The sequence below is a fragment of the Citrobacter sp. wls710 genome (assembly GCF_005281115.1).
Classification (GTDB): Bacteria; Pseudomonadota; Gammaproteobacteria; order Enterobacterales; family Enterobacteriaceae; genus Citrobacter; species Citrobacter werkmanii.
The window spans coordinates 186356-206826 of record NZ_SZXD01000032.1 but is presented as its reverse complement, the minus strand read 5'-3'; the positions used below and the strand labels follow the sequence as shown (position 1 = coordinate 206826).

At 53.9% G+C, this 20471-nt stretch carries 18 protein-coding genes; 8 read left to right on the top strand and 10 right to left on the bottom strand.

Going from position 1 to position 20471, the window contains the following annotated elements; all coding sequences use genetic code 11:
* Nucleotides 1-71: 71 nt before the first annotated feature.
* The 5 genes from FDX14_RS14565 to FDX14_RS14545 form a co-directional block, all read right to left on the bottom strand.
* Entirely contained in the window at nucleotides 72-395 is a 324-nt protein-coding gene (locus tag FDX14_RS14565) for a DUF1889 family protein (RefSeq protein WP_001573898.1), read from the bottom strand.
* A 109-nt stretch (nucleotides 396-504) separates the two neighbouring features.
* Nucleotides 505-2319: a diol dehydratase reactivase subunit alpha gene (locus tag FDX14_RS14560; protein WP_137349726.1), complete on the bottom strand. Its 1815-nt coding sequence runs from the start codon at nucleotides 2317-2319 to the stop codon at nucleotides 505-507.
* Between the two features lie 11 nt (nucleotides 2320-2330).
* A complete protein-coding gene (locus tag FDX14_RS14555; protein WP_137349725.1) occupies nucleotides 2331-2759 on the bottom strand; it encodes a diol dehydratase small subunit in 429 nt (142 codons plus the stop codon).
* 2 nt (nucleotides 2760-2761) lie between these two features.
* Nucleotides 2762-3346, bottom strand: a complete 585-nt coding sequence (locus FDX14_RS14550) for a propanediol/glycerol family dehydratase medium subunit (RefSeq protein WP_137349724.1) — start codon at nucleotides 3344-3346, stop codon at nucleotides 2762-2764.
* A gap of 11 nt (nucleotides 3347-3357) precedes the next feature.
* Entirely contained in the window at nucleotides 3358-5025 is a 1668-nt protein-coding gene (locus FDX14_RS14545; RefSeq protein ID WP_016243883.1) for a propanediol/glycerol family dehydratase large subunit, read from the bottom strand.
* A 392-nt stretch (nucleotides 5026-5417) separates the two neighbouring features.
* Between FDX14_RS14545 and FDX14_RS14540 the strand changes: the two genes are divergently transcribed.
* The 4 genes from FDX14_RS14540 to FDX14_RS14525 are packed head-to-tail and all read left to right on the top strand — an operon-like array spanning nucleotide 5418 to nucleotide 7933.
* The gene (locus FDX14_RS14540; RefSeq protein WP_007372190.1) at nucleotides 5418-5846 is read left to right on the top strand and encodes a GlcG/HbpS family heme-binding protein; all 429 of its coding nucleotides are present in this window, start codon (nucleotides 5418-5420) and stop codon (nucleotides 5844-5846) included.
* Nucleotides 5847-5868: 22 nt separating this feature from the next.
* Nucleotides 5869-7032 (top strand): 1,3-propanediol dehydrogenase, encoded by a 1164-nt coding sequence (dhaT, locus tag FDX14_RS14535; protein WP_042311086.1) that lies wholly within the window; start codon nucleotides 5869-5871, stop codon nucleotides 7030-7032.
* 16 nt (nucleotides 7033-7048) lie between these two features.
* Nucleotides 7049-7402 carry a glycerol dehydratase reactivase beta/small subunit family protein gene (locus tag FDX14_RS14530; RefSeq protein ID WP_137349723.1) on the top strand — a complete coding sequence of 118 codons (354 nt, stop codon included), beginning with the start codon at nucleotides 7049-7051 and terminating at the stop codon, nucleotides 7400-7402.
* On the top strand, nucleotides 7403-7933 hold the full coding sequence (locus FDX14_RS14525; protein ID WP_042311088.1) for a cob(I)yrinic acid a,c-diamide adenosyltransferase: 531 nt from the start codon (nucleotides 7403-7405) through the stop codon (nucleotides 7931-7933).
* On the opposite strand, the gene dhaR is transcribed toward FDX14_RS14525, so the two are convergent.
* Together dhaR and FDX14_RS14515 are read right to left on the bottom strand one after the other, a co-directional pair.
* Nucleotides 7911-9836: a dihydroxyacetone kinase operon transcriptional regulator DhaR gene (dhaR, locus tag FDX14_RS14520; RefSeq protein ID WP_137349722.1), complete on the bottom strand. Its 1926-nt coding sequence runs from the start codon at nucleotides 9834-9836 to the stop codon at nucleotides 7911-7913. The genes FDX14_RS14525 and dhaR overlap by 23 nt on opposite strands.
* An 89-nt stretch (nucleotides 9837-9925) precedes the next feature.
* On the bottom strand, nucleotides 9926-11023 hold the full coding sequence (locus tag FDX14_RS14515; protein WP_137349721.1) for a glycerol dehydrogenase: 1098 nt from the start codon (nucleotides 11021-11023) through the stop codon (nucleotides 9926-9928).
* Between the two features lie 560 nt (nucleotides 11024-11583).
* Here FDX14_RS14515 and FDX14_RS14505 point away from each other — a divergent pair.
* Entirely contained in the window at nucleotides 11584-13242 is a 1659-nt protein-coding gene (locus FDX14_RS14505) for a glycerone kinase (protein WP_137349719.1), read from the top strand.
* A 40-nt stretch (nucleotides 13243-13282) separates the two neighbouring features.
* On the opposite strand, the gene cfa is transcribed toward FDX14_RS14505, so the two are convergent.
* Entirely contained in the window at nucleotides 13283-14437 is a 1155-nt protein-coding gene (gene cfa / locus FDX14_RS14500) for a cyclopropane fatty acyl phospholipid synthase (protein ID WP_079225968.1), read from the bottom strand.
* A 129-nt stretch (nucleotides 14438-14566) separates the two neighbouring features.
* Here cfa and FDX14_RS14495 point away from each other — a divergent pair, with 129 nt between their 5' ends.
* Nucleotides 14567-15352 carry an AraC family transcriptional regulator gene (locus tag FDX14_RS14495; protein WP_252182534.1) on the top strand — a complete coding sequence of 262 codons (786 nt, stop codon included), beginning with the start codon at nucleotides 14567-14569 and terminating at the stop codon, nucleotides 15350-15352.
* Here the strand turns inward: FDX14_RS14495 and FDX14_RS14490 are convergent, their stop codons facing one another.
* Nucleotides 15353-16126: a siderophore-interacting protein gene (locus FDX14_RS14490; protein ID WP_079225967.1), complete on the bottom strand. Its 774-nt coding sequence runs from the start codon at nucleotides 16124-16126 to the stop codon at nucleotides 15353-15355.
* Nucleotides 16127-16363: 237 nt separating this feature from the next.
* On the opposite strand from FDX14_RS14490, the gene FDX14_RS14485 reads away from it, so the two are divergent.
* Nucleotides 16364-17044 carry a PadR family transcriptional regulator gene (locus FDX14_RS14485; protein ID WP_162267385.1) on the top strand — a complete coding sequence of 227 codons (681 nt, stop codon included), beginning with the start codon at nucleotides 16364-16366 and terminating at the stop codon, nucleotides 17042-17044.
* Between the two features lie 52 nt (nucleotides 17045-17096).
* On the opposite strand, the gene FDX14_RS14480 is transcribed toward FDX14_RS14485, so the two are convergent.
* Nucleotides 17097-18617, bottom strand: a complete 1521-nt coding sequence (locus FDX14_RS14480) for a methyl-accepting chemotaxis protein (protein WP_137349717.1) — start codon at nucleotides 18615-18617, stop codon at nucleotides 17097-17099.
* A gap of 430 nt (nucleotides 18618-19047) precedes the next feature.
* Between FDX14_RS14480 and ygjG the strand changes: the two genes are divergently transcribed.
* Nucleotides 19048-20427 carry a putrescine aminotransferase gene (gene ygjG, locus FDX14_RS14475; RefSeq protein ID WP_167371260.1) on the top strand — a complete coding sequence of 460 codons (1380 nt, stop codon included), beginning with the start codon at nucleotides 19048-19050 and terminating at the stop codon, nucleotides 20425-20427.
* Nucleotides 20428-20471 lie beyond the last annotated feature (44 nt).

Here is a 20471-nt window from a genome sequence, read left to right as displayed (position 1 = left end):
GTTGTCTGGTGATTCAGGGGGCCAGTCTACTTAGATGGAAACGTCCGTTAGCGTTTTATTCAATAGTCAGCTCACACGAGTTCTTTGAGCTGCTCCTGCATATAGGTCGAAAAATACTCTGGGTTTTTGATAAGGATGCGGTTACCGGAGGCGACTTTTTCTGCCCATCCGGCCACTTTTTTCGTGAACTCAGGATTCCATCCCTCCTGCTCACCCCGTGCCATCACAACTTCCGGACTCGCTGGCACACCTAAGTCATGCAAATACTTTAGAATTCCCTTAGCGGTGCTTTCGTCCATTGAATGGGGTACTGACGCCGAAGTGTTCATACCACCAATAAAATCCAAGGCTTTTTCAATTGCTGTTGGCATGCTCTTATCCTTAAAATTAACCACGTGAGAGACACCTTGATACTATGTACCCAACTCCGCCGGGATATCAAAGAGAACATCGCCTTTCTTTGACTTACCCCGCAGCTAAACGCTTGCGCGGCTGTTTTCTGCACTATTTTTTGGCTTCTCCGGCTAAAACCAGCCCGGTCGCCACCGCATTGCGCGGGCCTTCAGTACCACGGATATTACCCTGCCCGGCGACAACGCCGTACTGCGCCAGCGCATCGGTGATCATCTGCGGAATTTCAAAATCCAGCGATGAGCCACCTACCAGCACCACAAAAGTGATATCGCGAATCGAGCCACCGGGCGAGACCTGACGTAACGCGCGCAGACAGTTGGTCACAAAGACTTTCTCTTTGGCCTGACGGCGCACCAGACGAATCTTCTCCAGCGAGGTCTGGTTATCGACCGGGATCAGCTCGCCCTCTTTCAAATACACCACTTTGGCAAATACTGACGGGCTGAGCGGTTCACGAAAAAACTCCACCGCGCCGTTCTCGTGGCGAATGCTGAACAGGCTCTCCACTTTGGCCAGCGGGTATTTTTTAATTTCCTCTGCCAAAAACGGATCGCTTAAACCGAGCTCCGTTTGAATCAACAGGCTGACCATATTCCCCGCCCCGGCAAGGTGTACCGCCTTCACTACGCCATCGTTATTGATAATGGCGGCATCGGTGGATCCTGCGCCTAAATCGAGGATCGCCAGCGGCGCGGCGCATCCAGGCGTCGTTAACGCGCCAGCCACGGCCATGTTGGCTTCCACACCACCGACTTCAACTGGGGTATTTAACCGGGCGCTTAGCTCGCTGGCGATAGCCTGCATCTGTAAGCGATCGGATTTCACCATCGCCGCAATGCCAACGGCGTTCTCCATTGAACATTCCCCGGCAATGCCACCCTGCACCGCGCGGGGAATAAACGTATCCACCGCCAGAAGATCCTGGATATGCACGGCGTTCATGTCGTGACCGGTCAGTGAGGCCATTACCTTACGAACCCTCTCAAGCATCCCGCCCGCGTGCGTACCTGCTTCACCGCGAATATCGCACACGGGCGCACAGGCGCTCATCGCCTGCATAATGGCCTGCGCGCCCTGCGCTACGTCGGCTTCACCGCCGCGCTTTTCGCCACGGATAAAGATCTTACCCGCCGGGATCGTTCGCGACTGCACATCCCCCTGCGGCGTTTTCAGCACCACGGCGGAGCGGTTACCAATCAGCGCTCTGGCGATGGGGACGATGGTTTGCGTTTCCTCCGGCGTCAGGGCAAAAAAGGTTGCGATGCCGTAAGGATTCGACAATACCCGCACCACCTGCCCGGCGGCCGCCACTTCCACTGCCGCCAGCACGCCTTCCGGCACCTTCTCAAGTAAGGTGACTTCATCAACCACCGGCATTGCCCGACGCAGGCGATTATTGACCAGTACGCCATCATCCTTTTTCAGGATCGCCGCCACCACGTTGATCCCACGATCCAGCGCCGCATTGATAAGCCAGACCGCTTCGAGGAAATCGATCTGTTCACCCACCAGCGGGATCCAGCCCTGCGCAAAGCAATCCTCGCTCATTGATGCCAGCTTATCCACGCTGATGGTGGTTCCCATCCCCACGCCGACGCCACCCGGCGTTTGCGGGTTATGGCCAATCATTGTCGATTCAGTAATGATGGTTTCAGTGATGGTTTCCATCGCCACATCGCCAATCACCGGCGCGGCCTCATTGATGCAGATTTTCGCCACGTCCTGAAGCGACCACGGTGTTTTATCCAGTGCCTGCTGCAGAGAAGCGACCACCCCGGCAATGTTGTCCCGCGTCCCTTTCATGCCCGTGGTGGCGACAATCCCGCTGGCGATAAACTGCCCATGCTGCGCCAACGCCACTTCGGTAGTGGCGTTGCCGATATCAATCCCGGCGATTAACGGCATACCTCCCTCCGTCACTGGCTATCTTTACGCAGCTTGTTTCTCTGCTGATACACCTCTGCCGACTCGCGGACAAAGGCAGCGTTCATCGTGGCATGCCAGGTGTGCTCCAGCTCATCGGCAATCGCCTGTAGCTCCGCGAATGAAGAACGAAACGGACGTAGCGCATTGTAGATCTCCAGAATACGAGCATCCGGGATGGCAATCAGTTCCGCCGCGCGACGGAAATTGCGCGCCACGGCGTGACGCTGCATCTGTTCGGCAATCTGCGCCTGGTACTCCAGCGTTTGCTGAGAAATACGCACATCCTGCGGCCCGACCTTGCCTGCCAGCACATTCTCAAGGGTAATGTCGGTTAACGGTTTCCCGCCAGGCGTCTGGATTTTCTCCGGGCAGCGGGTGGCTAATGGGTAATCCTGCGCGGTCATGATGTTGTCGTTCATGGTCATTCCCTCACCAGTGCAATATGCAGCGTGACAGGCGCAGCATCCTGCACCACATGTTTGGTTTCTTTGATGTGAAACAGCGCGGCCTTGGCCATAAATTTAGGGCGCACCATCTGGTCATTGACCACCGGCACCGGCGAAGGCGACTCTTTGCGTGCATAGCGCGCGGCGTTTTTACCGATCTGGCGATAGGTTTCCAGCGTCAGCAGCGGAGCCTGAGAGAACAGTTCAAGGTTACTCAGCGGCAGCAGATCGCGCTGATGAATCACCGTGGTTCCCTTCGACTGGATACCAATCCCAATGCCGGAACCGCTGAGGTTTGCCGCGTCCCACGCCATAAAAGAAACATCCGAGGTGCGCAGAATTCTGACCACCCGCGCACGCAGCCCCTCTTCTTCGATCCCCGCCACCAGCTCTTTAAGAATCGCCTTATGCGGCATATCAATCAGGGTCTTGTGCTGGTGCTTATCAAAGGCCGGACCGACGCCAATCACCACTTCATCTACGCGTTCGTCCGCTTTAGCCGCTTCGCCTTCGCTTACCTGCAAGGTGAAAACCGGCTTACATTCAGTTGTGCATTCCACGGTGTACCACCTTATTCAATTGAGCCTGGCTGAACCACGCCCGCGATATTTTTAATTTCCGCCCAGCGCTCGGCGGAGATGCGATAGCCGGTGCCTGGTCCCTGATAATCATTAATGTCGTTAACGGCGCTTACCACCTCAAACTGGCGATCCAGAATGGCCGACGTTTGCAGGTAATCACCGGTGACGCGCTGTCTCAGCATATTGAGAATGTTACTGGCGATATCTTCGAAGCCGCTACGGCTTAGCGCGCCGACGATATCCAGCCCGGTGATATTGCGCTTCATCATCTCTTCCACGGCAGCCAGATCTTCCACCACATTGCGCGCGGGCATATCTTTGCTGCCGTGAGCATAAGTGGCGGCCTCAACCTCCTCATCGCTAATCAGCGGCAGGCCCAGTTCGCGGAACACCGCCTGAATGGCGCGTGCCGCCTTGTTGCGGATGGCGATGGTTTCTTCTTCGGTTACAGGACGCAGACCACCGTCAACCATCAGATCGCGTTGCAGAATGTTGTAATCATCGAAGTCTTCCGCGTCGAAGTTCGACCCGGCAAACATGTTGTCGTAGTTCGGTACGGCGCTATAGCCGGAGAAGATAAAGTCGGTGCCCGGCAGCATTTGCATCAGGGTACGGGCGGTACGGCGAATATCAGAGTGGGAAAAGGTCTGGTCATTGGCGGAGGCCACTTCAAGGTCGAGCATTGAGGCAATCAGGTTTTCCGCCAGCACCGCGCGGATCCCCGACGGCACCGCGCCAGTCATGCCAATACAGCTGACCGCACCGTTTTGCAGCCCCTGTACGCCCGCGCCTTTGGTGATAAAGATGCAGCGCGACTCCAGATAGAGCATCGATTTACTCTCGGAATAGCCCATCAGCGCTTCCGAACCGGTGCCAGAGGTGTAACGCATTTTCAGTCCGCGAGACGCATAGGCCGAGGCGAGAAACGCTTTGGACCACGGCGTATCATCGCCGTCGGTAAACACCGACTCTGTACCGTATACCGACACGGTTTCGGCGTAGCTGGTTAACCCGCGCATCCCCAGCTCCAGCTCAGTCGCCTCCTCAACGGAACATTGCGTGAGCACGCCGGGGCGACCGCACTGGGAACCGACCAGCAGCGCCAGGGCGTTAAACGGCGCATAGCGGGCGATCCCGACCGTCGTTTCCTGCTCGGAAAAGCCACGGATCCCCGCTTCAGCCGCATCGGCGGCAATCTGTACCGGGTTGTCTTTCAGGTTGGTGACATGGCACTGGTTGGACGGCGTGCGTCTGGCGCGCATTTTTTGCAGCGCCATCATCATTTCCACCACGTTCATTTGCGCCATCACCTCCACCGCTTTCGCCGGGGTGATAGCGGTGGTAATAGCAACAATCTCTTCCCGGCTAACGTGGATATCCACCAGCATTCTGGCGATCTCCAGCGCGTCGAGCCGCATTGCCCGTTCAGTTTCAGCCACGTTAATCGCGTAGTCGGCAATAAAACGGTCAATCATGTCGAACTCGGCGCGGCTCTTGCCGTCCAGCTCAACAATACGACCATTCTCTACCTTCACCGACGAAGCCGGATCGTAGGGGCTTTCCATGGCGATCAGCCCCTCTTCAGGCCATTCGCCAATAAGCCCATCCTGATTTACAGGGCGCTTCGCAAGCACTTCGAATCGTTTTGATCTTCTCATAGTTTATGGACTCAAAAGATAAAAAATAGGGACGCCGGGCCGTATTGCCGGGGACACACCACCCGGCATTCGCCTTTCATCAGCAATGGCCGAACTCTAAATGAGCACAGCAATAAAAAAATAAAATTAATTTCGTTCCAATTTGGCACGTAATAAAAATTCACTGTTCCATATTGAAACGGTTCTCAGGAATATCCGGAGCGAATTGTGACGAAGTTAAATGATCATTATCAATAAACACCAACACACAAAATTAAATTAATACTTTTTAAATTTTCACCCTATTGACTTAATAACGCGCGGCGAGAAAATAAAGCCAAACCCAATGATAAAAAATAGCTGTATCGCGATATTTTCGTGACCTCAGCCCTACAACATTTTCAGGAGAGACTGTGAATAAGAGCCAACCAATCGCCACCATTACGCTGGCGGCGGCGAAAAAAATGGCGCAGGCCGTCGAGGCTAAAGCGCTTGAGATCAACGTGCCGGTGGTCTTTTCCGTGGTGGATCGCGGCGGCAACACGCTGCTGATGCAACGCATGGACGACGCATTTGTCACCAGTTGTGATATTTCTCTTAATAAAGCGTATACCGCCTGCTGTCTGCGGCAGGGGACCCATGAAATTACCGACGCGGTACAACCGGGTGCGTCACTATATGGTTTACAGCTAACAAATCAACAGCGCATTGTTATTTTTGGCGGCGGCTTACCTGTCATGTTAAACGATAAATTAATCGGTGCTGTCGGCGTAAGTGGCGGTACTGTCGAACAAGACATGTTATTAGCGCAAACCGCACTGAATTGTTTCTCTGAATTATAATTTAAATCTAAGAAGGTAAATTATGAGCTATCGTATGTTTGATTACCTGGTGCCAAATGTGAACTTTTTTGGCCCGAATGCTATTTCCGTCGTTGGCGAACGCTGCAAACTGTTGGGCGGTAAAAAAGCGCTGCTGGTGACTGATAAAGGTCTGCGAGCCATTAAGGACGGCGCGGTTGATAAAACCCTCGAACATCTGCGTGAAGCCGGTATTGACGTGGTGGTGTTTGACGGCGTCGAGCCAAACCCTAAAGACACCAACGTGCGCGACGGCCTGGAAGTTTTTCGTAAAGAGCAATGCGATATCATCGTTACCGTCGGCGGTGGTAGCCCGCATGACTGCGGTAAAGGCATCGGCATCGCAGCGACGCACGAAGGCGATCTCTATAGCTATGCCGGGATTGAAACTCTGACCAATCCGCTGCCGCCGATCGTCGCGGTGAATACCACCGCCGGTACCGCCAGCGAAGTCACCCGCCACTGCGTGCTGACCAATACCAAAACCAAAGTGAAGTTTGTGATTGTCAGCTGGCGCAACCTGCCGTCGGTTTCCATCAATGACCCACTGCTGATGCTCGGCAAACCTGCGCCACTGACTGCGGCAACCGGAATGGACGCCCTGACCCACGCCGTTGAGGCCTATATTTCAAAAGATGCCAACCCGGTTACCGACGCCGCCGCGATCCAGGCAATTCGTCTGATCGCCCGCAACTTACGCCAGGCCGTAGCGCTGGGCAGCAACCTGAAAGCTCGCGAGAACATGGCCTATGCCTCTTTGCTGGCGGGTATGGCCTTCAACAACGCCAACCTTGGCTACGTTCACGCGATGGCGCATCAGCTTGGCGGTCTGTACGACATGCCGCACGGCGTAGCAAACGCCGTCCTGCTGCCGCACGTGGCACGCTATAACCTGATCGCTAATCCGGAGAAATTTGCCGACATCGCGGAGTTTATGGGTGAGAACACCGACGGTCTGTCCACCATGGATGCCGCTGAGCTGGCGATTCGCGCCATCGCTCGCCTCTCTGCCGATATCGGTATTCCGCAGCATCTGCGCGAGCTGGGCGTCAAAGAAGCCGATTTCCCGTATATGGCGGAAATGGCGCTGAAAGACGGCAATGCCTTCTCCAACCCGCGTAAAGGGAACGAGAAAGAAATTGCCGAGATCTTCCGTCAGGCATTCTGATAAATAAGGGGGCGCAATGTCACTTTCATCACCGGGCGTACATCTGTTTTATCACTCACGCTGGCAGGATACGCGCGTGCTTGATGAACTATGCTGGGGGCTGGAAGAGCAAGGCGTCCCTTGCCGGACAATCTGTTGCGACGAGCATGACTGCGCGCTGGCCCTCAGCAAGCTGGCGGCTAAAAGCTCAACGCTACGCGTGGGTCTCGGCCTCAGCGCCTGTGGTGATATTGCCCTAACCCACGCCCAGCTACCCGAGGATCGGGCGCTGGTCCGCGGGCATATCGCCGCCGGGATAGCCCACATCCGCACACTCGGCGCCAATGCAGGCCAACTGGTCAAAGTGCTTCCCTTTAGCGAGATAAAATAAATGTACCGCATCTATACCCGAACCGGTGATAAAGGCACGACCGCGCTGTTTGGCGGCAGTCGTATCGACAAAGACGACATCCGCGTTAACGCCTATGGTACGGTGGATGAACTGATTTCCCAACTTGGCGTCTGCTATGCCAGCTCGCGCCAGGCAGAATTACGCCAGGATCTGCATGCCATCCAGAAGATGCTGTTTGTGCTGGGGGCGGAACTCGCCAGCGATGAGAAAGGTCTCGCCCGCTTAACGCAGACGATTAATGCCGAGGATATTCAGGCGCTGGAGCAACTTATTGACCGCAATATGGCGCAGAGCGGCCCCCTGAAAGAATTTGTCATTCCGGGGAAAAATCTGGCATCGGCACAGCTACACGTTGCGCGCACCCTGGCACGGCGGCTGGAGCGGATCCTCATCGCGATGGACAGAACGCTGACGTTACGCGATGAACCCAAGCGTTATATCAACCGGCTGTCGGATGCGCTGTTCTCAATGGCCAGAATCGAAGAAACTACTCCAGATGTTTGCGCTTAAACTGGCTGGCGTCGATGTCGTACTGCTTCATCTTACGCCACAAGGTGGTGCGACCAATATTCAGCAGTTGCGACATCTCCTGTACTCGCCCACTAGTGACACGGGCGGCATGGATAATCGCCTCTTTTTCGATAGCGGTAAACGTCAGGCTGGCTGGCAGCAGGGAAGACGCGGTCTCCAGACCGGGGCGCTCGGCAAACAGATAATCAGGTAAATTACTCAGCCGAATATGCCCGTTATCGCTACTGATGGCGATGTTTTCGATAATGCTGTTCAGCTCGAAGTCATTGCCCGGCCACGAATAAGCCACCAGTTGTGCCAGCGCGTCATCGTCGATCTTCAGGCTGTATGAAAAGCGTTTTTTCAGGCTATTCAGTCGCGTATAAATCAGCGAGGGAATACTGTTACGCCGCGCTCGTAGCGGCGGGATAACAATCTCAAAAGAGTGCAGCGCGTAATACAGTTGGCGGCTAAAGCGGTTTTGCTCCACCAGGTTAGCGAGATCAACCGTAGTGGTGGCGATCACTTTCACATCCACCGGAATCAGCCGACGGGCATCAAGACGGGTTAACACCCCCTGCTTAATCACCTGTAACAGCGCGGATTGCAGCTCCGGCGCCAGATATTCAATTTTCTCCAGAAACAGTGTGCCGCCGTTCGCCAGCTCAAGGCGGCTCAACCGACCATTTTCATCATCGGTGGGCGCACTGCCCATAAAATCCTGCCCCAGCACGCTGTTGGCATACAGCTGACAGTTCACGGCAATATACGGCCCGCTGGCGCGTTCGCTTTCATTGTGAATGGCCTGGCTCAGCAGCTCTTTCCCTACGCCCTCTTCCCCACACAGCAGGATCGGGAAACTCCCCCTTGCCGCCTGGCGACCAAAATGGATCAAGCGTCGGGTTTCTGGATCGTCCGTCGACATCTGCTCAAAGGTGTGGCTCACCTTACCAAGCTGGCTGGTCATCAGCTGGCGCATTTGCTCCACCGGATGCAGCAGCAGGATAAAGCTGTTGCCCTGCTCCTCAACAATCGGCTTCAGGGTGATGACGGCGTCAACAAACTGGTGCTGGCTTTCAAAAGTGACTTCGACGTGATTCAGACCGCGGGCATGTTTAATTGCCCGACGCAGCAGCATAGGCATATTGAGCAGGTCGTGAATGTTTTTGCCCTGGCTGGCCTGCGCATCGAGATGCAAAAGCAGCGCTGCGCGCGCATTGAGGAACTGCAACACTCCCTGCTCATTCCAGGCCATCACGCCATCATCCATGCTCTCCAGCAGCCCGTACATCTGATTCAGATGGCGGTTGGACTCTGCCAGCAGACTGTCGGTCAGCAATGAATTGCCGACTTCTCTGGCAATCGCCAGCGTCAGGGATAAATCAGAAACGGACTCATGTTCTACCAGACAGCATAATGAGATGGAGCCAAACAGACGCCCATGGTTATCGAACACTGGCGTCGAGCAAAACGACCACGGATGCAGCGCCTGTTTAAAGTGCTGAGCGCCAGAGGTTTTTGTCGGCTGGCCCGGCATTGTCGCCAGCGACAGCGCACAGCTGCCGATAATGCTTTCCGCGCAATAGCTGCCGTCGCGAAACCCAAGCTCCGCCAGCTGTTCTATCGTCTGCGGATCGCCGCAACGGCTGAGAATACAGGCCGATTCATCCAGAATCAGCAGCGCGCACGGACGACCGTCCATAAACTCCCAGGCATCTTCCAGCGCGGCCTGCGCAATCGTGAGCAGCGCCGTCTTACGACGACAAATCGACTCAAAGGTCAACCCTTGCGCCTGATGCGGCGCCTGCCAGGTTTCCCGCTGCATAAACTTGCTGCAACGATGCCATGACTGGGCGAGAACCGAAGAGACTTCCTGCCCGATGCTTTGCGTGTGCGCCGTCATATCCATTTCCGCTGTTTTGCCATAGACAACCCCTCCGGCAGAGACTGTCAGAGGGGGAGAAGATGCTGGGTAAATTTACCTATGCCCGATTAACGCGCCAGCCACTGCTGTCCCAGCAGGTCTGCCGTCAAAATAGCGGCATGTACGCTTTCAGGCGTCACCGGGAACGGCATATTGTGAATGGTTTCACCTTCTTCGCAGGTGGCTTTAGCCACGGCCATGATCTTGCCATCAATGTCATCTTTTACGCCCATTTCCGCTAACGTTACCGGCAGGCCCACTTTCTGACAGAAATTCAGCACGGTTTCGATCTCTTCCATCGGGCTGTTCTGCAGCACCAGCTGCGCCAGCGTACCAAAGGCGACTTTTTCACCGTGGTACAGATGGTGGCACTCTTCCAGAATCGTAAAGCCGTTATGGATGGCATGTGCCCCCGCAAGTCCGCTGCTTTCAAAACCGATACCGCTGAGGTAGGTGTTGGCTTCGACAATACGTTCCAGCGCATCGGTCACCACACCAGCCTGGGCGGCTAAGCGTGCCTTTTCGCCTTCCGCCAGCAGGGTATCATAGCACAGGCGCGCCAGGCTCAGCGCCGCCACGGTGGACTGCCCGCCCGCCATGCTGGTCGCCCGAGCGTCATAACAGGCTTTCGCTTCAAACCAGGTCGAGAGCGCATCGCCCATCCCGGCCACCAGCAGACGTACCGGCGCTTTGGCAATAATTGCGGTATCCATCACCACCATATCCGGGTTTTTCGGGTAGATCAGATACTCTTCAAACTCACCCGCTTCGGTATAGATAACGGACAGCGCGCTGGTTGGCGCATCGGTAGATGCGATAGTTGGGATCACTACTACCGGCAGCTTCTGGTAATAACCAATCGCTTTGGCGGTATCTAACGTTTTCCCACCGCCAATCCCAACCACACCACGGCAACCGTGTTTTTTCAGAATGGCAATCAGGCGATTAATTTCAACATGGCTGCATTCACCGTTGAAGCGTTCCGCGTGGCAGCTAATGTCATGGCTATGCAGACCATTGAGTACCTTTTCTCCCGCCAGCTTCATCACGAAGTCGTCCGCAATCACGAAAAAGCTGTCAGCCAGATTTTTAGCGTATTGACCAAATAAGGTAGAAGCGTCAGGACCCTGGAGATATTTGGCTGGAGATTGAATAACTTTTAGCATTCCTTTCATCCTCAAATAAGTACATGTTTTTACATGGTGAGCCCTGGCGTTAACCCGTTTAGCCTGATGTTGACGGCGAAAGCGGACGTACCGGAGCGATGTAATAACTGTATGGCGAGGCGTGCACAAAAAAATCTTTCGTCATTTTGTTCTGATATGGAACAGATAAAAATGACATGCGTTTCATATTGGAACACTTAACCACAAAAATAATGAGGTTTGCGATCTCGATCCGTTCCTTTACCGCGAAATCACCGACAAACACGATGATAAATTTCCCCAATTACGCGCCATCCTGCGTAAAACCCCGCAAAAAAGACTGACTGCGCCGTGTGGCCTGCTCTGATCGCAGGAGAAAAAAGTCGAGCTGGTTCGCATTGTGATGATTTCTCGCCTAATTAAGTTTCATTTCGGAACAAAAAACAGCAATCACGTTTCGTAATGAAACTCATTTTCGCGTTGTTTTTTTCCAGGCTGACTTCGCCAGAATCTCTCTATCGCCTCCGCACCATGAACATGCATTCGGGGGTTTGTCTTACACTCAACCTCGAGGAGCCGTTATGTCTCAATTCTTTTTTAATCAACGCCCCCATCTCGTTAGCGACGTGATCGACGGTACAATTATCACCAGCCCGTGGAATAACCTGGCGCGTCTGGAGAGCGATCCGGCCATTCGCATCGTGGTTCGCCGCGACCTTAACAAAAATAACGTGGCGGTTATCTCCGGCGGCGGTTCAGGACACGAACCCGCGCACGTTGGGTTTATCGGCAAAGGAATGCTGACCGCGGCGGTCTGCGGCGACGTGTTCGCCTCCCCGAGCGTGGATGCGGTACTGACCGCTATTCAAGCAGTGACCGGTGAGGCTGGCTGTCTGTTGATCGTGAAGAACTACACTGGTGACCGTCTTAATTTCGGTCTCGCCGCCGAGAAAGCGCGACGCCTGGGCTACAACGTTGAAATGCTGATAGTCGGTGACGATATCTCCCTGCCGGATAACAAACATCCGCGTGGCATTGCGGGAACCATCCTGGTGCATAAAATCGCCGGCTATTTCGCTGAACGCGGCTACAACCTCGCCACCGTCCTGCGTGAAGCGCAGTACGCAGCCAACAACACCTTCAGCCTGGGTGTTGCGCTTTCCAGCTGCCATCTGCCGCAAGAAACCGACGCCGCGCCGCGCCATCATCCGGGTCATGCAGAGCTGGGCATGGGGATTCACGGCGAACCGGGAGCCTCGGTTATCGATACGCAAAACAGTGCGCAGGTGGTGAATCTGATGGTGGATAAACTGCTGACGGCCCTGCCTGAAACCGGCAGAGTGGCGGTGATGATTAACAATCTTGGCGGCGTGTCCGTTGCGGAAATGGCTATTATCACCCGCGAACTGGCAAGCAGTCCGCTGTACCCGCGTATCGACTGGCTGATTGGTCCGGCCTCGCTGGTCACCGCGTTGGATATGAAAGGATTCTCACTGACGGCCATCGTGCTCGAAGAGAGCATCGAAAAAGCGCTGCTGACCGAAGTGGAAACCAGCAACTGGCCGACTCCCGTCCCACCGCGTGAAATCAGCTACGCGCCATCATCCCAGCGCAGCGCGCGCGTGGAATTCCAGCCCTCTGCCAACGCGCTGGTCGCCGGGATTGTGGAGCTTATCACCGGAACGCTTTCCGGTCTGGAAGCACATCTCAACGCGCTGGATGCCAAAGTCGGCGATGGCGATACGGGTTCAACCTTTGCCGCCGGCGCGCGTGAAATTGCCAGTCTGCTGCAGCGTCAGCAGCTTCCGCTGGATGACCTTGCCACGCTGTTCGCGTTGATTGGCGAACGTCTGACCGTGGTGATGGGCGGTTCCAGCGGCGTGCTGATGTCTATTTTCTTTACTGCCGCCGGGCAGAAACTGGAGCAGGGAGCTAACGTTGCCGAAGCGCTGAATACAGGTCTGGCGCAGATGAAGTTCTACGGCGGCGCAGACGAAGGCGATCGCACCATGATAGATGCCCTGCAACCCGCACTGACCTCACTGCTGGCGCAGCCGCACAACCTGCATGCCGCTTTTGACGCCGCGCAAGCCGGAGCCGAACGAACCTGCCTGTCGAGCAAAGCCAATGCGGGTCGCGCATCGTATCTGAGCAGCGAAAGCTTGTTGGGTAATATGGACCCCGGCGCGCATGCCGTCGCAATGGTATTTAAAGCGCTGGCAGAGAGTGAGTTGGGTTAAGTGATAAATGCCTGACGCGCTTCGCGCATCAGGCAGAACGTTAACGGTAAACGCGGATGCCGCCCTCTACGCCGCGACTAAACAGTACCTGCCAAAGCTCAATATCTCTGGCGCGGAAAGCCCCAGCGCAGGCGCATAAATAGTAATTAAACATTCTTCTGAAGGTGGCGGAGTAACGTGAAGACAGCTCCGGCCATGCCTGATTAAAACGCTCATGCCAGGCCATCAGCGTTTTATCGTAATCGCTGCCAAAGTTATGCCAGTCTTCCATGACAAAGCGCGATTCGCTGGCCTCGGCAATATGCGAAATCGCCGGTAAGCAACCGTTCGGGAAAATGTATTTATTGATCCACGGATCGACGCTCATCCCCTTTTTGTTGCTGCCAATGGTATGCAGCAGGAACAGCCCGTCCGGTTTTAAACAACGGTCGGCGATGCTGAAATAGGTGTCATAGTTTTTCGGCCCGACGTGTTCGAACATCCCCACGGAAACAATGCGATCGTAGTGTTTATCGAGGTCACGATAATCCTGCAGCAGAATGTTAACGTCCAGCCCTTCACAGCGCTGTTGCGCCATTTTCTGCTGCTCTTTAGAGATAGTGACGCCTTCGACCGCCACGCCATAATGACGCGCTGCATATTCCGCCAGTCCGCCCCAGCCACAACCGATATCGAGTAAACGCATACCCGGTTTGAGTTGTAGCTTCTCACAAATCATTTTCAATTTGGCATTTTGCGCTTCGTCTAATGTGGTGGCGTCTTTCCAGTAACCACAGGAATATTGCATGTGCGGATCCAGCATCAGCGCAAAAAGATCGTTCCCAATATCATAATGCTCTTTACCGACAATCCACGCGCGGCTCCGCGACTGCAAATTAAACAGGCGGGCGCTGGCAATGCGTAAAATATCTTTCAGGTTGCCCGGCATTTGCTGGTCGAGTTTTGCTTTGAGAATTTTGCAGAACAGAATATCGAGCCGCTCGCAGTCCCACCAGCCTTCCATATAGCTTTCACCCAGCCCTAACGAGCCTTGTTGCAGTACCCGCTTAAAGAAACCGGCATGATGAAGCTGAATATCCCAGGCACGAGAGCCATTAATCTGGATATCCGCTTGCGAAAGCAGCTCTTTCCCCATTCGGGTCCAGTTATCATTTGTTTCATTGACGATGACAGCATCTGAACAAAGCGTGTTCATGGTATTTACCAAAGTGGGCTAAAAATCGTTACGCAAGATTATTATGGAAAACTGAATGCATGTATTATGATCTGCGGACAAGATCTATCGAATAGCAGACACATCACCGGGAGCATTGACGATTTATTTATGGAGACTCTCGCGCAAAAACAGTGGAATTCATTTCCCGATAACTCCATTACGGAGCTGCCGCAGGACGTGTACTTCCGTTCTTATGTCCTGGAAGCCAACCATCATGTTCCGCTGCATTCGCACTCTTTTATGCAGTTTCATTTCGCCCGTAAAGGCAGCATGCGAATTGATGTCGCCGGCAAATGCTGGATAATTCCAGCGCATTATGGCATCTGGATCCCCAATAATACCGAGCATGCGGTCTGGGCACTGGATGATGTGTATTTAGAGAATCTGGATATTAAGCCGGGTTTTCTTGAAGAGAGCATCAATGAATGTAAAGTGGTGGCGATCAGTGATTTCGCCAGAGAGTTTATTCATTACGCCACCAATTTAATTTCGGGCCATTATGATAGCCAGTCAAAAGAGGGTAAGCTGGTTAGTGTTCTGGTCGATATTATTCTGCAGCTCCCGGAAGTCGCTTTTGTATTACCCTGGCCACACGATCGCGAATTAACCAAAGTGTGCCGGACAATTCAGGAATCCCCGGCCCTGGAGCACTCAGTAGAATACTGGGCGCAGCATCTGGGCATGTCAGCCCGTACCTTTTCACGCCATTTCAAAAAAGAAACCGGATTGCCCTTCAGCGTCTGGAAGCAAAAAATGCGTATTCTGGAATCGGTATTAATGCTGAAGAAAAATAAAAGCATAACCACCGTGGCGCTGGATGTGGGGTATTCCAGCACCGCGGCATTTAGCTATGCATTTCGCCAGGCGTTTGGCGTGCCGCCATCGAATTACTGATTAACGGCGTTGATGCCAGTAAGCCGTTGCGCGCACCAGTTGCTGATCGAACGCCTCGGTTTCAAAGCGAACGCTGAGGTTTTTTACCGCCTTGCCTTCGCCGGTAATCCAGATGAAATAATCGTCTGCGGGCACGTTCAGCCGCGATAAATGTTCGTTCACCACCTGTTCGTCATGGCCGATAAACCACTGAATAGTAAACTCGTCGAGATGGGCAAAATAGTCCTGATACGCCGCATCCTGCACGTTTACCAGCGCCGTTACGTTCGGGCGTACCGCTAAACGGCTGAGCGACTCCAGCCGTCGGCGCAGCGCGGGCATTCCTGATTCATCACACACGTAAACCTGATACGCATAATCCTCTGGCACCACCAAAGAACCGCGCGGACCACCGATCGTCAGCTTGTCACCCTCGCGAGCATTCATCGCCCATGTGCTCGCCACGCCACCGTCATGAATATAAAAATCCAGTGCCAGCTCATGGCGCGCTTCGTCATACAACGGCGTGTAGTCACGGGAGAGCGGACGTACGCCGTCAGCCCAGACAATGCCTTCATCGGTGACAACAGGCGGCACAAAATGGCTGCCCGGCTCCGGGAAAAAGACCTTGGTATGGTCATCAAAACCGTGCGAGCTAAAACCGTCCAGCGCGTCACCGCCCAGTACGATGCGCTGAAAACCCGCGCTAATACGTTCTACGCGCAGGACGGTAAGTTCACGGAAGCGCAGTTCATTGCGAACGCGCTGTGGGTAGCGTGAGGTGTTTTTTGTCATTTTTTCGCCTTCGTGAAGATAATACGATATATCTAAATTTACTTTTAAATGATAATGATTGCTAATCAAAAAGATTGCAAGCACTTTTTTGATATAGTCAGCTTGTGATTAAACAGCTATCAGCAATCCATGAAAACCATTAATAATCATCAAATTAAACAAAAAATTATTTTATAGACTTGCAAGCCGATAAACTTTAGATATAAATTAGATATATCTAAATAACATCAGGAGACGATGATGCAAAACCATCATGAAGGTTGCTGTAAACATACAGAGCACCAACACGAAGGCTGCTGCAAGGGTGAAGGACATCACCACGAAAGCCGCCACAGTGAGCACCATGCAGGCTGCTGCAAAAGTGAAGAGCATCGCCACGCAGGCTGTCACCAGGAACATCACCACGAACAGGGTTGCGGACGCCGCCACGGTCGCGGCGGAGGTGGTGGTCGTCGCCAGCGCTTCTTCGGTCACGGCGAATTGCGCCTGGTGATTCTGGATATCCTGACCCGCGACGCCAGCCACGGCTATGAACTGATTAAAGCGATTGAAACCCTGACCCAGGGTAACTACACCCCGAGCCCGGGCGTTATCTATCCGACGCTGGATCTGTTGCAGGATCAGGCCCTGATCGCCATCAGCGACGAGGAAGGCGGGCGTAAGCAAATTGCCATCACGACTCAAGGTCTGCAGTGGCTGGATGAGAACCGCGAACATCTGGAACATATCCACGAACGTATTAAAGCCCGCTGTGTGGGTTTTGAATTACGTAAAAATCCACAGATGAAACGCGCGCTGGAGAACTTCAAAGCTGTGCTGGACCTACGCGTCAATCATGGTGATACCAGCGAGGCGCAGATCAAAAAAATCATTGGTATTATCGATCGCGCCGCGCTGGACATTACTCAGTTAGATTAATCTGCGCAGCAGGCGGAACCCGTGTCCGGCGTTGCGCCTGCTGTGGTTAAGATTAATGCAGCACCGTAACCGCATCTTCCAGACGACCCGCGCGATGTTTCACCATCGCGGAAATCTGGGCACTCTCTTCAACCAGTTCGGCGTTTTTCTGCGTGATGCTACTCAATTCATTCACCGCACGAGTCAGGCTGGAAAGACCATCGGACTGTTCCAGCGTTGAGTGGCTGATTTGGGCGATCAACTGAGTGACGTTTTGCACCTGCGCCACAATATCGTCCATCGTGCGCCCCGCGGCGTGCACCTGATCGGAGCCGGACTGCACCTTATCGGCGCTGGCATCAATCAGCTTGCGAATATCATTGGCTGCACTGGCGCTACGACTGGCAAGATGACGCACTTCTCCCGCCACTACGGCGAAGCCTTTGCCCTGCTCGCCCGCCCTCGCGGCTTCAACGGCGGCGTTCAAAGCCAGAATATTGGTCTGGAAAGCAATATCGTTAATCAGCGTGGTAATGGTGCCGATCCGCTGAGTGCTGTTGGCAATATCATCCATGGTTTTGATGACGGTATCCATCGCCTCGCCGCCGTGCGTTGCCGCGCTGCTGGCAGCAATCGAGAGTTTATCGGCTGCGGCGGCGGTCTCAGAATTTTGTTTCACCGACGCCGCCATCTGATTCATGGTGGCCACCGTTTCCTGCACATTCTCTACGGTCTGCTGCGTATGCTTGTTTAAATCATCACTGCCTTTCGCCAGCGTTTCGCTGTCGCTGCGCACACAACTCACCTGGCTGGAGACATCATGGATGAGCCAACGGCACATTAACCCCAGTTGCCCCACCGCTCGCAGCATCAAGCCCAGTTCATCGCTGCGGTTAAGATGCGACACGCTGTTGCGCTCACCGGTCGCCACTTTCAACGCCTGACGCGCGACATTCTCGATGGGACGCACAATTTGCCATTCGAAAATAGCCGTCCCCAGCAGCATTACCAACGCACTCATCAACAGTAACGGCCATTCGGCGCCCATTTGCTGCAATGCGGTCGCCAGTACGACAAACATTAATGCCATCACGCTGCGTACCCGCCAGCGAATCGGCAGTGCCGGGAGTTTACCCAGCCAGCCTTTGCGTACCACCAAACCTTTATGAATACGTCGATTGCAACGTCCTTCATTCAGCGCCTTATATAAAGGCTCTACTGCCGCAATCTCTTCGTCAGTTGCCCGGGTGCGAATCGACATATACCCGGTCACTCGCCCTTCCCGCACCATCGGCACCGCGTTGGCCCTCACCCAGTAGTGATCGCCATTCTTACGCCGGTTTTTCACAATGCCGCTCCACGGCTCACCCTGTTTGAGGGTGTACCACATATCCGCAAATGCCGCTTTTGGCATGTCCGGATGACGAACCAGGTTGTGCGGCTTATCGAGCAATTCATTCAGTTGATAGCCGCTGACCTGGACAAAGGTATCGTTAGCATGAGTGATATAGCTTTGTAAGTCGGTGGTGGACATGAGGGTGATATCATCATCCAGCGGTGTATTTTGCTGACTAACGTAGGGATGAGCAGACATGGTTGCGTCCTGTGCAGGTTATCTGGTTGTTAACTCTTTCGGCTTATGTTATTTCGGCGATAATCTTTTTATCTTTAGTTGTTAAATTTGATTTAGATCGCAATTTGCGATTAAACCTCAAAATCTGTACGCATTCTAATTCGTTGATTTAAAATACTTTCATTAGGTAACTATTCAATTGCACGTCTTCTCCCGCACCGTGACAGTGCAAACATTGCCCATTTTTAGCGCAAATACGCGTTTATTCGATCTGTTTTCAGGTGCCAAATCTGGGCAAAACGCCAGCAAATGTTAAATACTGGCATTAAATGTTGCACAAATGAGATATTTCCTGGTGTTTATCCCGATTTTTGCTAAGCGCGCCGGAATGGCGCAATCCCTGCAATACTTAAATCAGTATCATGTGATACGCCAGCTCCGGGAGCATATTTTGAACAGGTTACCTTCCAGCGCATCGGCCCTGGCCTGCAGCGCACACGCACTGAATCTCATCGAAAAGCGCACGCTTGATCATGAGGAAATGAAATCATTAAACCGCGAGGTGATTGAGTACTTTAAGGAGCATGTCAATCCGGGGTTCTTAGAGTATCGAAAATCTGTAACTGCAGGCGGGGATTACGGAGCCGTAGAGTGGCAAGCGGGAAGCCTTAATACGCTTGTCGACACCCAGGGACAGGAGTTTGTTGATTGCCTGGGCGGTTTTGGCATTTTCAACGTGGGGCACCGTAATCCAGTCGTGGTTTCCGCCGTACAGAACCAACTCGCGAAACAACCTCTGCACAGCCAGGAGTTACTTGACCCGTTGCGGGCCATGCTGGCAAAAACCCTCGCCGCACTGGCGCCCGGTAAACTGAAATACAGTTTTTTCTGTAACAGCGGGACCGAGTCGGTTGAAGCCGCCCTGAAGCTGGCGAAAGCGTATCAATCGCCGCGCGGTAAATTTACATTTATTGCCACCAGCGGCGCATTCCATGGTAAATCCCTCGGCGCGCTATCCGCCACGGCGAAATCCACCTTCCGTAAACCCTTTATGCCGCTGCTGCCGGGATTCCGCCATGTGCCATTTGGCGATATTAACGCGATGCGTACCATGCTCAGCGAGTGTAAAAAGACCGGTGACGACGTCGCCGCCGTGATCCTTGAGCCTATTCAGGGCGAAGGGGGCGTGATCCTGCCGCCGCAAGGGTATTTGACCGCCGTTCGTAAGCTCTGTGATGAGTTTGGCGCGCTGATGATCCTTGACGAAGTGCAGACCGGCATGGGTCGTACCGGCAAAATGTTCGCCTGCGAGCACGAAAACGTGCAGCCAGATATTATGTGTCTGGCAAAAGCGTTGGGCGGCGGCGTGATGCCGATTGGCGCAACCATAGCCACCGAAGAGGTGTTCTCCGTCCTGTTCGATAATCCTTTCCTGCATACCACTACGTTTGGCGGCAACCCGCTCGCTTGTGCGGCGGCGCTGGCCACCATTAACGTCCTGCTGGAGCAAAATTTACCGGCTCAGGCAGAGCAGAAAGGCGATATGTTGCTGGATGGTTTCCGCCAGCTTGCGCGGGAATACCCGGATCTGGTGCACGATGTACGCGGCAAAGGCATGTTGATGGCGATTGAGTTTGTCGATAATGAAATCGGCTATAACTTTGCCAGTGAGATGTTCCGCCAGCGGGTGCTGGTCGCCGGGACGCTGAACAATGCCAAGACGATCCGCATCGAACCGCCGCTAACGTTAACGATCGAGCAATGCGATCTGGTGTTGCGATCAACACGCAAAGCCCTGGCAGCATTACGGGTGAGCGTGGAGCAGATGTAATACCTGTCGGATGGCGCTGTGAGTATCTGGCCTACGAAAGTGTG